The following is a 12,862-nucleotide window of genomic DNA, read 5'->3' as shown; positions in this document are numbered from 1 at the left end:
CTGGCACGTGCCCCGCTCGAGCGATGCGAGGTTTGCGAGGAGCCCGTCCGAAGGAGACCGCGATGGTTGAGACGAATGAAGGCGATACCGGAAACCAGATCCTGCAGATCATGGCCACCGAACATTTCGTGCTTCAAACCGCGCGGTCGGCTACGATACAGGAGGCGAACCAGCGCGCGAACCTGTTCCTGACCTCGGTCTCGAGCGCCACCATCGCTCTCGCGTTCGTCGCGCAGGTTACCCAGATGGGCAGGCCGTTCGTGCTGTTCAGCCTGATTCTGCTTCCCTGTCTTTATTTCATAGGCCTGGTCACTTTCATGCGCACCGTGCAGGTCGCTATCGAGGATATGATCCATGCGCGCGGCATGGCTCGAATACGGCACTACTACGTCGAGCGGTCGCCCGTCATGCAGCGATATCTGATCCATTCCATTCACGACGATAGCTCGGCCGTGCGTGTCGATAAGGGTCTCAAATCGTCGCCCTGGCAGTTCTTCGTGACGACCGCCGGAATGGTGAGCACGATCAATGGTGCAATCGCTGGCGTTTTCGCGGGCGTGGTTGCGACATCGGCGATCGGCTCGGCGATCACGCCGAGCGTGATAGTCGGACTGCTGACTTTTGCTGCGAGCATCCTTCTGCTGCGGCGCTACCACATCCAAGCCTGGGTGGCGGCCGAGCAACGGTTGACGGTACGTTTCCCTGACGCTGCAACGGAATGACCCCTGCCTGAATTTTCGGACGTTCAGAATGGCTCGGCCAGATCGCGGCTGGTGCGGGTGCGGCCCCGCGAAATTCTGTGCTCCTTGACCGGCTCGCGAGCGGGTCGGCTGCGCCGCCGGTTCCCTTCCAACAAATGATCACCAAAACGCCGCATGTGAGTCCGCAACCTTTCTGACTCCCGTGGCTTTGTGCAGCGCGACGTTCGTCGCATTCCAGCCAACTATCATAGGAGTTGACTATATGGCTGCTCTACTCGGAAACCTGCTCGGTACCGTCGATGGCCTGCTCGGAACTGCCACCGGCGTGCTTGGCGGCGCAAGCGCTAGCGGTAGTGCTTCGGCCAGCGCCAGCGGCACGGCGGACCTGTCGCACACGCTCGATCTCGGCGCAGTGGTTGAGACGAACCCGAGCATCGACCTCTCGGCAGGACTCGACGGTATTGACGCCTCGGTTTCCGCACCGACCCTGATCGGCGCCAGCGCCGATGTCGGCCATCTCGATGTCGGCGGCCTGCTCCACGGCCTCGCCTAACTCCAGTTGAGTTCAGACATTTCAAAAGCGCGCGGCGTGGGGAGCGCATCCCCACGCCGCATCCCCAATGCCTGCACTGCACGAGTAGATCGCGCAGCGCCATATCAACTTGCGCCATAAGGTGATCGCCGAATGCCTACGGGCATGCTGACCGCTCTTGACGATTCCGCCGCGCCGGCGCGACGGAACGATGACTTTCGCCAGGCGCTGATCGCGTTGTGGCCGCAATTCCTCTGGGCCGGGCTGTTCTCCAGCGCCATCAACCTGCTCTATCTCAGTTCGCCGCTCTATTTGATGCAGGTCTATAACCGTGTGCTGCTCAACGAGAACGTCTCCACGCTGGTTCTCCTCACCCTGATCCTGGCGATCGCGCTGCTAACCATGGCGGCGCTGGACGCGGTGCGCTCCTGCGTCCTGATCCGCTGCGGCATCCGCCTCGACATGGATCTGTCGGCGCGCGTGTTCGAGGCGCTGGTGGTGCGCTCGGCGCAGCGCGGCGCATCCCGCGGCGCGCAGCAATTGCGCAACCTCGATCAGTTCCGCACCTTCGTGACCGGCCCCGGCATCTATTTCGCGTTCGACCTGCCGTGGATCCCGATCTATCTGATGCTGCTGTTCTTCATCCATCCGCTGCTCGGCATCGTCGCGACCATCGGCGCGGTTCTCCTGCTTGGCCTCGCCGGCCTCAACGAGTTGATGACCCGAGAGCCGATGAAGGAAGCGGAGGCCGCCGGCAACCAATCCTATGTGTTCACCGAAAACATCCTGCGCCACGCCGACGTGATCCGCGCGATGGGCATGCAGCCGGCGGTGGAGCGCAACTGGCAGAGCCAGCGCTCGTCGATGCTGGTGCAGCAGGCGCTCGCCAGCGACAAGAACGCGGTGATGACCTCCTGCATTCGCTTCTTCCGCCTGCTCCTGCAATCGCTGATGCTCGGCACCGGCGCCTGGCTCGCCATCGACCATGCGATCACGCCGGCCACCATCTTTGCCGCCAGCATCGTGATGGGCCGGGCGCTGGTCCCGGTGGAACAGGCGGTCGGCACCTGGAAGCAGTTCATCGGCGCGCGCGAGGCCTATGCGGAGGTGCGCGAGCTGCTCGGCGAGATCGACCTGACGCCGCCGCACACCATCGTGCCGCGGGCGCGCAACACGATCGAGGTGCGCGAACTGCGCTGCCTGCTGCCGGCGCGCAAGGACCCCGTCATCAGGGACCTGACGTTCGAGCTCGGCGGCGGCCAGGCGCTCGGCATCGTCGGCCCGAGCGGCTCCGGCAAGAGCACGCTGGCGCGCCTTCTGGTCGGCGCCATCGCACCGGCCGATGGACGGTTGCGCTTTGGCGGCCTCGACTACAGCCACTGGGATCCGCTCGAGTTCGGCCGCCATGTCGGCTATTTGCCGCAGGACGTGGGCCTGTTCGCCGGCACCGTGCGCGAGAACATCGCCCGTTTCGGCGACGCGTCGACGGAGGAGATCATCGACGCTGCCAAACGTGCCGGCATTCACGAGATGGTGCTCGACCTGCCGAAGCAATACGACACGAGGCTTGGCCCCGGCGGCGTTGGCCTGTCAGGCGGACAGCGTCAGCGTCTGGCGCTGGCGCGGGCGCTGCTCGGCCGCCCACCGCTGCTCGTGCTCGACGAGCCCAACGCCAATCTCGATGGCCCCGGCGAAGAGGCGCTCAAGATCGCGCTGCTGCAGGCCAAGAGCGAAGGCGCTACCATCATCGTGATCACGCACCGCACCACCATTCTCGATATTGTCGACGTCATGATGGTGCTGCGGGGCGGCATGCTCGATATGCTAGGTCCCCCGGGCGAGGTCTACCACGCCCTCCAGCAGGCCGCCGCGGGGCGCGCGTCATGACGGCGATCGGCGACGGCTTCGCCCCGCTGCGCGACCGTGCGCGCTACGCACGTCCCGGACGGCCGGCGCTGCTAGGTGCCGGCGTGGTCGCGGCGTTCGCCGCCGCCATGACGATGTGGGGAACACTGGCGCCGATCTCCGGCGCAGCGATTGCGAGCGGTAACCTCCAGGTCGAGGGACGGCGGCAGAGCGTGCAGCATCCCTATGGCGGCGTCGTGCGCCAGCTCACCGTGCGCGACGGCGCGCGCGTCGAAAAAGGCCAGCTCCTGATCCGGCTCGACGACAGCGACCCGCGCGCCAAGCTCGACGTCCTCACCGCCGATCGCGACGCCGCGCTGGCCGCGCGCGCACGGCTGGTCGCCGAACGCGACCGAAAGGATGCGCCGGAGTTCGACGAACATCTCCGCGCGCGCAGCGAGCTATCAGCGGTACGCCAGGCCATGGCCAACGAGACCGCGATGATGGCGGCGCGAAAGCACCAGTTCGCCGCCGAGACGGCGGTGCTGCGCGGCAAGATCAAGGAGCTCGAAGCGCAGATCGCGGGCACGCAGGCGCAGCTCGCCGGCACCGAGAAGCAGCGCGAACTGCTGACCGACGAGATGAACGGCGCGCAGCATCTGTTCTCGCAGGGCTATACGCCAAAGACTCGCATTCTGGCTTTGCAGCGCGAGGATGCCCGGCTGCAGGCCGATATCGGTGCGCAGCAGGCCAGCATTGCCGGCATGCAGCAGCAGATCGCGCAGAACGACCTCGAGATCGCCCGGGTGGACCGCGCGCGAATGAGCGAGATCACCGACCAGTTGCGCGCGACCGAAAACAAGCTCGCCGAACTGGCGCCCAAGATCGACGCCGCCACGGATGTAATGGTACGCACGCGGATTACTGCGCCTGTGACCGGCTCGGTGGTCGGCCTCGACATCTTCACCGAGGGCGGCGTGATCCAGCCCGGCGCGCGGCTGATGGATATCGTGCCTACCGACAATCCGCTGATTGCCGCCGCGAAGCTGAAGCTCTCTGACATCAACGACGTCGCCGTCGGCCATCGCGCCGAGGTGCAGCTCACCGGCGTCAACTATATCGAGCGCCCCCGGCTCTACGGCACCGTGCACACGGTGTCGGCCGACCGCCTGACCGACGACAAGTCCGGACAAGGCTATTACGCCGTCGAGGTCGCGCTCGATCCGAACGATGTCAAGAAGTCGCGCATCGATCTGCAGGCCGGGATGCCGGCCGAGGTGATCGTGCCGACGCGTCCGCGCACCCTGTTCGAATATCTGCTCGGTCCGCTGCGCGACGAGATCACCCGCGCGTTCCGCGAACGCTGAGGAGGAGATGGCCATGGCCGAAGCCGTCAAGAACGCCCGCCGCTCCGATGAGGCTGAACGCAGCCGGCATCTCGCGGCAACCGAATCGGTTGCTTTCGCCACCATGCTGCTCGGCCTTCTGAACGACGCCGACACCGTGCTGCATCGCCTCGAGCACGAGGGGGAAGCCCGCGCGGCGGAGCCGGCTGCCCTGCACCCATCTCCGGCAGAGATTGTCCCGGCAGCGCTGCAGCCGGCCGATCCCGCACCCGGCCATGAGGACCAGCATGCCGGCATGAGTGACGCTCCGCCAACAGATCTTTCGCCTGCGGTCCACGCCGACGCCGCGGCAACGGACACGCCGCACAATGCGACCGCGACGCTCGCCGAAGCTCCATCAGGCGAAGGGCTCGCGACGCAGGCTTTTGCATCGACGCCCGCGCTACCAAGCTTCGGCGCAACGTTGGATCACACGCCATCGGTTGGCGCGGGCAGCGCGCCTGCCGGCAACGCCGCATCACCGTCATTCGATCTTGGCGCGTCCATTCACAATCTTGCAGACAGCCTCACCGGCATCGTCGACACCGCGCTTGCAACGGTATCGAACACGATCGCAAACGTGAGTACTACCGTAGGGCAACTGACGACGACCCTGACCGGCACCGCGAGCCATCTCCTCGACGGCGTCACCGGCACGCTGACCGGCCTGGTCCATGACGCACCGGCCACCAACCTGCTCGAGCCGCTCACGACGAACCCTTCCGGCCCGACGTCCAGCACAACGGATTTCTCCGGCGCCGCGCAGCACGACATACCGCTGCTCGACACCGCAGGCGCGGTACCGACGTCGCTGTTACATCCGATCCCGCTGCAGCTCGGCTTTCTCGGCCAGCCGACGATGGACGGCCACGAGCCGCACGACGGCGCATTCTCGGCGCTGGGGGTACATCATTTCTGAGAAACCGGCGGCGCCATGAGCAAGGTCCGAGAGGCGTTCCCTGCATCCCCTCGATGACGGTCAATCCGGCCACGTCGGCATCCCTGTCATGTGGTGTTACGACGGCCATTGCCCGTTACCGGCTGTCACGCCGTCCTCATCGGCAGCTCGAACATCGTGGGCAAACCGATGGCAGCGCTGCTCCTGTAAGAGCGCGCGACGGTGACGCAAACGCATCTCCACACGCGGCATCGCGTGCATCTGCCGTGAGGCGGACATCCTGGTCAGCGCGGTCGGCAAGCCCGGACTTGTGCGCCGGAACTGGATAAAGCCGCACGCCATCGTCATCGACATCGGTACCCCGCGCGTCGCCAAGCAGGACGGCGGATACGCCGTTCAGGGCGACATCATCTTCGAGGAAGCGGTGCAGGTTGCCGGCGCCATTACGCCGGTGCCTAGAGGGGTTGGTCCGATGACCATCGCATGCCTGATGGAGAATACGGTAAAGGCCGCGAGAGGACGACTAGCGGCTAGGATGCAGCGGGTATCTACGGCGGCGCACTAGCTTCGGCATTTGGGTATCTCGTGAGCCGAAGCTACAGATAGAGTAGCGATAGCATGCAATAGGGAGGAATGCTACCTATTGAGTAGCAAGTGGGATGCCGACATGAACCAAACTCCAAAACCCGGAAAGCCTGTCCGAGGCTCACGATCTGGCGTTCCCGTCATGGCGCTGCTGGACTTGTTGGGGCGAAGGTGGGCAATGGGGATCCTGTGGAATCTCGGCAAGGGCGGACCTTGCACATTTCGGGAGCTTCAAGAACGTTGCGAAGCGATCTCGCCAACGGTCCTGAACGCGCGCCTGAAAGAGCTGCGCGAGGTAGGCTTGATCGAGCATGCCCAGGAGGGCTATCGCATCACCTCTACCGGACACGAGCTGTATGCCCTTCTTGTTCCTCTCGGCACATGGGCGAAGAAGTGGGCGGCGAAGTTATCGACGTAAGTCATTCCTGGAATAATGGTAACGAACGAAGCGCACCACGACGGTCGAATCGCACGGTGTCGTGCAAAACCGTAAAGTGGCCACGGCCGATGAAGACGGGCACTGATGTTTCGTCGTGGCGCTATGATGAACCATGCGATCTCCCGCCAAGATATCCCAAGCTGCCGGCGACTCGCCGGGGATACTACGCCAAGACGATGGTCAAAGCTGTCGGGCGGCGCAGCTGGATGCTCGAAAGGTCTCACTCCCACGTTCGCAGAAGCCACGAAGCCGACGCATTGGTGTATTGCGCATGTGTCAGTGATGTAATACGATAACGGGATGAAGACATTGACAGTTCGATTGCCTGAAGCCGTGGTCGCCGAAATTGAAGCCGAGTCGCGGCGACGCAAGCTGTCGAAATCCGACGTGGTGCGCGAGCGACTGACAGGGGCAGAGAAGTCGGGCCGGCGCGAGCCTGCGTTGATCGACGCCATCGCGGACATCGTTGGTTCGGTCGACCGACTGCCGCGCGATTTGAGCGCGCGAACGAAAAAGTACCTCAAGTCGACCGGCTATGGCGACAAGCGCACTCGTTGACGCCGGCTTTCTCGTGGCGCTCCTCAGTCGCCGCGACGCCAACCATGGCTGGGCCGCCGCTCAAGCGCCACGTTTTCCGCCCCCCTGGATGACCTGCGAGGCAGTGCTATCGGAGACATCTCATCTGCTCGGCGGGCGCGGGACCCGGAGCCTTGCGTCACTGCTTCGCCGGGGCGCCCTCGTTTGCGGCTACCGGTTCGCCGACGACATGGACGCCGTGCTCAAGCTGTTGGAGAAATATGCAGACGTGCCGATGAGTTTCGCGGATGCCTGTCTCGTCCGAATGACCGAGACGCTGAACAATCCCATGCTACTGACTACGGATGCCGACTTCCGCATCTACCGGCGACACGGTCGGCAGATCGTTCCGTGCGTGCTGCCACGCTGAAGCCGGAGGCGAAAGGACGCGCTGCGTGGGCATACCAGCGACGCGGTGATCGACATCGTTCCCGACGACCATACCCTCATCCCCCGGGGGTTGAAAAATCGGCGGCAGTTGGCTGCGCTAGCGTATTCCGAAATGGCGCGCCCGAAGAGATTCGAACTCCTGACCCCCAGATTCGTAGTTTTGGCCATGCGCAAAATCCTGGTTAAGGGTCATTAAGCAAGAATCGGCGGGTGGGAGCTAAGCCTAAGATTTGACTGCGTAAATTAACCTCGCTTAGTCAAACCTGGCTTAGACCTCCAGACTAAGATGCGCGGCACTTGGCCTCTTCTTACGTGCAAAACCCGTGCAGGAGGATCCATGCCGTCAACCCAAGCCCCGCGCATTCTTTTGACCGACAAGGCGGTCAAGGGGCTGCCGTTCGCCCCCGCCAAGCCGCAGATCGTCCGCGACAGCAAAATCGCCGGCTTTCATCTCTGGGTCGGCAAGTCCACCAAGACTTATCGCTTCCAGTACGAGACCCCCCGGATTAATGGCCGGCGGGGTTCCACCAAGGTGGAATGGCTGGGCGAACACCCGCACGCCAGCGCCGACGAGGTGCGGGCCAAGGCCTTGGAGATCGTGGCGCTCCGCGCCCGCGGCGAGCCAATCCCACGCGGTTTTGCCACCGTCCCGGACGCTACCCAAGCCCTCACCTTCAAGGCCGCCTGGGACGCTTATAAGGCTGCTCTCGAGAAGCAAGGTCGGAGCATCCGCACCATTGCCGATTACCAGGACAAGTTCGACCGCCACCTCAAAGACTGGCACGACAAGCCGCTCGCCAGCATCAAGCGCGAAGATGTCGTCCAGGAGCATGCCGCGATCACCGAGCGGGCTCGAAAAGCACGCGCGGGCCAGAAGTACGCAAGCGGCAAATATGCCGCCAACGGCGCCCTCCGCTTTGCCCGTGCTGTCTGGAACTACGTCAAGGACGAACTCGAGACGCCGGGCCTTCCAGAGCGCAATCCATTCCGGTCAGGAAAGCTGTTCCACAAGGAGAAAGCCCGCAGCACCGGAATGGGCGTTGCTGAGCTGCCGGCCTGGTGGGCGCAGCTCCAGGCGCTCGCCAACCCGATCCGCCGCGAGCTCCATCTATTCATGCTCCTCTCTGGCTTGCGTCGTACGGACGTCTTAACCGCCCGCTGGGCGAACTTCGATCCCGCCCGCCCCTCGCTGCGCCTGCCGGCTCCAAAGGGGGGCGAGGAGCGAGCGTTCGAGCTTCCGCTATCGACAGCAATGCTGGAATGCTTGGAGCGGGTCAACGAAGCCGGCCAGACCTACTACCCCGAGGAGAGCAAGACCTGGATCTTCCCGGCGCCCGGCGGACACATCGCTGAAGTGAAGGAAGAGGGCCGGCAGAAGCTTTCTCACACGGGCCATGCGCTTCGGCATTCGTTCCGGACGCTTGCTGCGGCTGCCGGCATCGATCGCCTACGTCTGAAGATCCTGATGAATCATGCGATCAACGATGACGTCACCGACGCATATGCAAACGTACCCGCCCTATTCGCGTCTCTTCGAGATGCGCAGGAGCAGATCTCTGCCTTTATAACTAAGAGCATGGCGGTTACACGATGAGCACATCGATTAACTTAAAGACAATGTTCGATGAGCTGCAATCGAAGCCGAAATGCGACGATTCAGAACTTCCGTCGTTTGACGTTGAACGCCACCGCGAGTCGATGCGCTTGCTCGCTATGATAGACAAGCTAGATGAGCTAATTGCTGCCGAAACCGTGGAGGCTTCAAAGAAAACATTGCGTGGAACTCGATCCGCCGTGGCGCACAAGTTTGCACAACATTTGGATGCAGACACATCACGCTTTTCCTCTGCCTACATCGTTGCGGATGACCATAGACACGTTTGGGTCGTTCAGGAGATCACGGGACCTCCGTCTCTAGACTACCGTCAACAAGCGGACGAATGGACGGCCTCACGCGGCCAACCCTGGAAAGGCGAAACCAGAAGACTACACGCATTGATGCGCCAAGCGCTTCGAAACGGCGAAAAACTTCCCGACGGCAATTTCGGCGTTCACGTCGCGCGAACGATCAGAATAGGCCAGTGGTCTAATGATGATGCGCGTGAGTGGGAGAATGCACAACCGCCCCTCGGCCCTGACGACCTTCGCTTCTAATTAACGATAACTTAAATGAGCAGTTGATTGCCTCAGTGGAGGCGACTATTTCTGGACCTGACCAAACCTCAATGGCCAGTGGTCATCATATCGGAAAGCGATTGCCCCGTGACGTGACAAGCTAACGGAGCCAACTGCGGCTCCTAGTACGCCGAGAAACATCGGGTAAGCAAAGGCCATCAAGCGATCCGACGAATGCAACCCATCTTGAATGGGAGCGCTCGTCGCTGTCGCTGTTTCATCAGACTACAATTTCCTCGACAACACTTGCGCATCTCATTCGGTCAACGCCGAAAGAACTGCGCATGTCGATTCTTGATTCAAGACCACCTCCGATAGTCATACCCAGCGACGAGCAAGTCGAGACCTTCGTTCGCAAAATAGCACAAGCGGTTGCCGATCAACTCGGCGTCGACGCGGTCAACTCACCGTTCATTCGCAGCACTGAATGCGCGCAGATCCTCGGTATCACGCCAGAGCATCTCTGCGCGATGAGGGCCCGTGGAGAAGGTCCGCCCTGGTGCGGCGAAGGAAAATGGGTGCGGTATGAGCGGACCGCCGTCCACGAATGGCTACGCAATCTACCACGTCACTCGACATCTGTTTCACCGGTAGAGCCACAGAGAAATCGGTCACGCGTGACCGATTTGCCGGCTATTCGACGGTGTGACCATGAGTGAGAGATCCTCTCAGAGACAGCGAGTTGCGGAACAACTCGTAACGCGGGCGATCAGCCATGTGCGGTTCATGAGACACCCTGCTTTCCGTCGCGGATTCGCCGAGTACCGAGCCGGGCTGCCGCCGGACTTCGACACGGTCATCGAAGACGTCCTTCAGTACGAGATCGGCCGGCAATTTGCCGCCGTGTGTCCTCGCAACATCTCTCTGTTGCTCGCCAACGGAAAGCTAAACTCCGTAGCTTGCGAGCTGTTCAAGTCGTTTTCAAGGAGCGCGTCATGATGACCAAGAACAACGCGAGCCGGCTCGCTCGACGTGTTGAGAGGATCAAATCTATCGAGAAAGGGACGCTCGCAAGCGTCGTCGAGATTGGTCGCGAGCTTATCGCAGCCGAGGCGGAATGTGAGCACGGCGCGTGGGCCAACTGGCTTAAGACTAACTTTTCTTGGTCGGTACGGACTGCCTTGCGTTACCGGAAGGTCGCAGAATTCTGCACAGCATGTGATGGAGGCGCCTATGGACCCGACGTCACGTTAGGCGACATGGATATCTCGCTCAGCGCGCTGTACTTCGTGGCCACAACGGATAAAGCCGTTGCAAAATCGATTGCGCTGAAGGCGATCGACACCCGTGTCACCTTAAATGTGGCGAGGGAAATGGCGGCCCAACATGAAGAGGAAGGGGTCGACTATGGGGAGGACGAACAAATGCCGGCGCCGGCGGCCGAAGACGATGAAGCCGCACCAACTTTGAGCGGTGACGACCGCCGAGAAGCCGACGATGGCCTCCCGCCTGGCGCCGGCAAGCCACTTTCAGTTGCGCTTTCTCTGCTCGCGAACGCACTAGATCAGAACCCTGAAAACTTCATCGCTGCAGCAAAGGCGTTTGATCCCGAACGGCTCCGCGGGATTGTTAGCCAGTTAGAGCGAGTGCTGAAGACAATCGCCGGCGACGAGAGCATCCGACAAAAGGCTGATCGCGCCGATATCAGGCAGCCATAAGGCGACGAAGTTGTACGTCCATCCTCTTCGGCGAAGCCCGCCGGAACACCGAAAGGAGTCCAATGTCATGCCCAAACACATTCTGCCACGCAATGCTGAATTGCTGAAACTTCTTCATGCAGCGTACCGACTCTATTCCGATGAACTGTGGCACGCGACTCCATCGCAGCGGGCCGCCTGGCAGCATATAAATCTCTCAAAGTTCGTTGAGGGTGCCGGGCCAATGAAGCCCGAGACGCACACGGTCCTAGCCCTCGCGTTGAAGCGAATAGTCGAAGAAGGTCTGAAGAACGAAGCAGCGCTTAAATATGCCAAGCGCCGGGAAGCCCTGCAGAGACGGCGACAATCGTTCCTTTGACTCCAGAAAGATCATCTCGCTAACCTCCTAGCAGACAGAAAGGTTACCACGATGAACACGACGCCAAAACTTGCAGACGTCGCCCCGACGCCCGAAGCAGCAGCGCTTGTCGGCGAAACGCTGGACAACTTCCGCCATCGTGCGCGCGAACCGGGCTTTCCATCTTCAATCAAGATCGGCGGCGTTCGCTTCTACAATCGGCGTGAACTCGCGGCTTGGAAGCGCAAGCGCGACGGCGCGCGGAACGCCAGGTAGATTTTTCAACTGGCGACCCGCCGTCGCCAAAAGGAACGGCCCCGCACGATGGCAACTCCTGGCAGGGCCAGGCAACGATGGACTCGAGGGCTAAGACTATGAAACAAAAGATCGCTGGCGCCAAAGGAACGATTCCGCGCGAGCGGCGCAAGGACTTGATGCGCTATGACTTGGACGTCTTTTCGCTGATTCCGCTGTACAGGCCTTTTCAAGTCCGATGGGTTTTGAAAAAGGGCAAATGGGTCAAGGAAGCCATCGGCAAGCATCCTCTGCATACGGCTTGGCCGGTGCGAAACTACAATTGTCGGAAGGTCCGGGCGATCTGCATCGAACGCGGCTACAATGTCGGCGTGCGCTTGACCGATGAACTGGTCGTTCTCGACGTTGACCCCCGCAACGGCGGCGACACCAGTTTTGTCGCCTTGTGTTTCGATCTGGGAATCGACGGCGACGCCTTCCCACGCGTCTACACCGGGTCCGGGGGCTGGCACTGCTACATGCGCAAGCCCGCCGACGTGCTGATCCGTGAAACGCTGGACGCGTACCCAGGCCTTGAATTCAAATCGAGGGGCCGTCAAGTCGTTGCCGCCGGTTCAATGCATCCGAACCGCAAGCCTTACTTTTGGTCGCCCGACCATCCCGACATCAAAGACGGTTTGCCAAAGATTCCGGCCGCGCTGTTGCGCGCCATCAAGCGGACTCCGCGCGAGGACGGCGGGGGCGACGGCGGCGAGTGGACGCCGTCGCAAATCGCCGAAGCGCTCGCGCGCCTAAGTCCGCGAAAGTTCAATTCGAACGATAAGTGGCTTCCGCTGATGCAGGCATGTCACCACGGGTCCGCAGGCGAAGCCCGTAGCGAGTTCATCAAGTGGTCAACGTCAGACCCCGCCTATTCAGACGACGCGGAGAAGATCGGCAAGCGATGGGATTCGCTGCACGCCGAACGCGACGGCCGCATGGTGACGATTCGAACGCTCTTCAAGATACTTCGCGACGATGGAGCAAACGACTTGGTCCCTGCCAATGCTGTCACCGATGAAGAATTCGCGGATTTGTGAGGGCCAA

The 12,862-nt window shown here is 61.8% G+C and carries 15 protein-coding genes; all 15 read left to right on the top strand.

Annotated features, from left to right (window positions below; all coding sequences use genetic code 11):
- The first annotated feature begins 62 nt into the window (after positions 1–62).
- The 15 genes from HCN58_RS10445 (at position 63) to HCN58_RS10375 (ending at position 12,855) form a co-directional block, all read left to right on the top strand.
- On the top strand, positions 63–722 hold the full coding sequence (locus HCN58_RS10445) for a hypothetical protein (protein WP_171579254.1): 660 nt from the start codon (positions 63–65) through the stop codon (positions 720–722).
- A 241-nt stretch (positions 723–963) separates the two neighbouring features.
- Positions 964–1,254, top strand: coding sequence for a hypothetical protein (locus tag HCN58_RS10440; RefSeq protein ID WP_171579253.1), 291 nt, complete (start codon positions 964–966; stop codon positions 1,252–1,254).
- Between the two features lie 132 nt (positions 1,255–1,386).
- Positions 1,387–3,120, top strand: a complete 1,734-nt coding sequence (locus tag HCN58_RS10435) for a type I secretion system permease/ATPase (protein ID WP_235983525.1) — start codon at positions 1,387–1,389, stop codon at positions 3,118–3,120.
- Positions 3,117–4,445 (top strand): HlyD family type I secretion periplasmic adaptor subunit, encoded by a 1,329-nt coding sequence (locus HCN58_RS10430; protein ID WP_171579252.1) that lies wholly within the window; start codon positions 3,117–3,119, stop codon positions 4,443–4,445. The genes HCN58_RS10435 and HCN58_RS10430 overlap by 4 nt, the downstream gene beginning before the upstream one ends.
- A 13-nt stretch (positions 4,446–4,458) precedes the next feature.
- Positions 4,459–5,382, top strand: coding sequence for a hypothetical protein (locus tag HCN58_RS10425; RefSeq protein ID WP_171579251.1), 924 nt, complete (start codon positions 4,459–4,461; stop codon positions 5,380–5,382).
- 214 nt (positions 5,383–5,596) lie between these two features.
- A complete protein-coding gene (locus HCN58_RS10420; RefSeq protein WP_311966802.1) occupies positions 5,597–5,926 on the top strand; it encodes a hypothetical protein in 330 nt (109 codons plus the stop codon).
- Between the two features lie 162 nt (positions 5,927–6,088).
- The gene (locus HCN58_RS10415) at positions 6,089–6,364 is read left to right on the top strand and encodes a winged helix-turn-helix transcriptional regulator (protein ID WP_311966792.1); all 276 of its coding nucleotides are present in this window, start codon (positions 6,089–6,091) and stop codon (positions 6,362–6,364) included.
- 321 nt (positions 6,365–6,685) lie between these two features.
- Complete coding sequence (locus tag HCN58_RS10410; RefSeq protein WP_171579249.1) at positions 6,686–6,943, top strand: ribbon-helix-helix protein, CopG family; 258 nt, start codon at positions 6,686–6,688, stop codon at positions 6,941–6,943.
- A complete protein-coding gene (locus HCN58_RS37395; protein ID WP_376701166.1) occupies positions 6,921–7,331 on the top strand; it encodes a type II toxin-antitoxin system VapC family toxin in 411 nt (136 codons plus the stop codon). The genes HCN58_RS10410 and HCN58_RS37395 overlap by 23 nt, the downstream gene beginning before the upstream one ends.
- A 357-nt stretch (positions 7,332–7,688) precedes the next feature.
- Entirely contained in the window at positions 7,689–8,945 is a 1,257-nt protein-coding gene (locus HCN58_RS10400) for a tyrosine-type recombinase/integrase (RefSeq protein ID WP_171579247.1), read from the top strand.
- The gene (locus tag HCN58_RS10395) at positions 8,942–9,505 is read left to right on the top strand and encodes a hypothetical protein (RefSeq protein ID WP_171579246.1); all 564 of its coding nucleotides are present in this window, start codon (positions 8,942–8,944) and stop codon (positions 9,503–9,505) included. The genes HCN58_RS10400 and HCN58_RS10395 overlap by 4 nt, the downstream gene beginning before the upstream one ends.
- 956 nt (positions 9,506–10,461) lie before the next feature.
- Complete coding sequence (locus HCN58_RS10390) at positions 10,462–11,184, top strand: DUF3102 domain-containing protein (RefSeq protein ID WP_171579245.1); 723 nt, start codon at positions 10,462–10,464, stop codon at positions 11,182–11,184.
- 67 nt (positions 11,185–11,251) lie between these two features.
- Positions 11,252–11,542, top strand: a complete 291-nt coding sequence (locus tag HCN58_RS10385) for a hypothetical protein (RefSeq protein WP_171579244.1) — start codon at positions 11,252–11,254, stop codon at positions 11,540–11,542.
- A gap of 51 nt (positions 11,543–11,593) precedes the next feature.
- Entirely contained in the window at positions 11,594–11,797 is a 204-nt protein-coding gene (locus HCN58_RS10380) for a hypothetical protein (RefSeq protein WP_171579243.1), read from the top strand.
- A complete protein-coding gene (locus HCN58_RS10375; RefSeq protein WP_171579242.1) occupies positions 11,758–12,855 on the top strand; it encodes a bifunctional DNA primase/polymerase in 1,098 nt (365 codons plus the stop codon). The genes HCN58_RS10380 and HCN58_RS10375 overlap by 40 nt, the downstream gene beginning before the upstream one ends.
- Positions 12,856–12,862 lie beyond the last annotated feature (7 nt).

The sequence above is a fragment of the Bradyrhizobium australiense genome (genome assembly GCF_013114825.1).
Lineage (GTDB): Bacteria > Pseudomonadota > Alphaproteobacteria > Rhizobiales > Xanthobacteraceae > Bradyrhizobium > Bradyrhizobium australiense.
This window is presented reverse-complemented; position numbering and strand designations above follow the sequence as displayed.

Excerpts from the sequence above, each read along its gene's own strand:
- HCN58_RS10445 (WP_171579254.1), top strand. The coding sequence starts at position 63 with ATGGTTGAGACGAATGAAGGCGATACCGGAAACCAGATCCTGCAGATC.
- HCN58_RS10440 (WP_171579253.1), top strand. The coding sequence starts at position 964 with ATGGCTGCTCTACTCGGAAACCTGCTCGGTACCGTCGATGGCCTGCTC.
- HCN58_RS10435 (WP_235983525.1), top strand. The coding sequence starts at position 1,387 with ATGCCTACGGGCATGCTGACCGCTCTTGACGATTCCGCCGCGCCGGCG.
- HCN58_RS10430 (WP_171579252.1), top strand. The coding sequence starts at position 3,117 with ATGACGGCGATCGGCGACGGCTTCGCCCCGCTGCGCGACCGTGCGCGC.
- HCN58_RS10425 (WP_171579251.1), top strand. The coding sequence starts at position 4,459 with ATGGCCGAAGCCGTCAAGAACGCCCGCCGCTCCGATGAGGCTGAACGC.
- HCN58_RS10415 (WP_311966792.1), top strand. The coding sequence starts at position 6,089 with ATGGCGCTGCTGGACTTGTTGGGGCGAAGGTGGGCAATGGGGATCCTG.
- HCN58_RS10410 (WP_171579249.1), top strand. The coding sequence starts at position 6,686 with ATGAAGACATTGACAGTTCGATTGCCTGAAGCCGTGGTCGCCGAAATT.
- HCN58_RS37395 (WP_376701166.1), top strand. The coding sequence starts at position 6,921 with ATGGCGACAAGCGCACTCGTTGACGCCGGCTTTCTCGTGGCGCTCCTC.
- HCN58_RS10400 (WP_171579247.1), top strand. The coding sequence starts at position 7,689 with ATGCCGTCAACCCAAGCCCCGCGCATTCTTTTGACCGACAAGGCGGTC.
- HCN58_RS10395 (WP_171579246.1), top strand. The coding sequence starts at position 8,942 with ATGAGCACATCGATTAACTTAAAGACAATGTTCGATGAGCTGCAATCG.
- HCN58_RS10390 (WP_171579245.1), top strand. The coding sequence starts at position 10,462 with ATGATGACCAAGAACAACGCGAGCCGGCTCGCTCGACGTGTTGAGAGG.
- HCN58_RS10385 (WP_171579244.1), top strand. The coding sequence starts at position 11,252 with ATGCCCAAACACATTCTGCCACGCAATGCTGAATTGCTGAAACTTCTT.
- HCN58_RS10380 (WP_171579243.1), top strand. The coding sequence starts at position 11,594 with ATGAACACGACGCCAAAACTTGCAGACGTCGCCCCGACGCCCGAAGCA.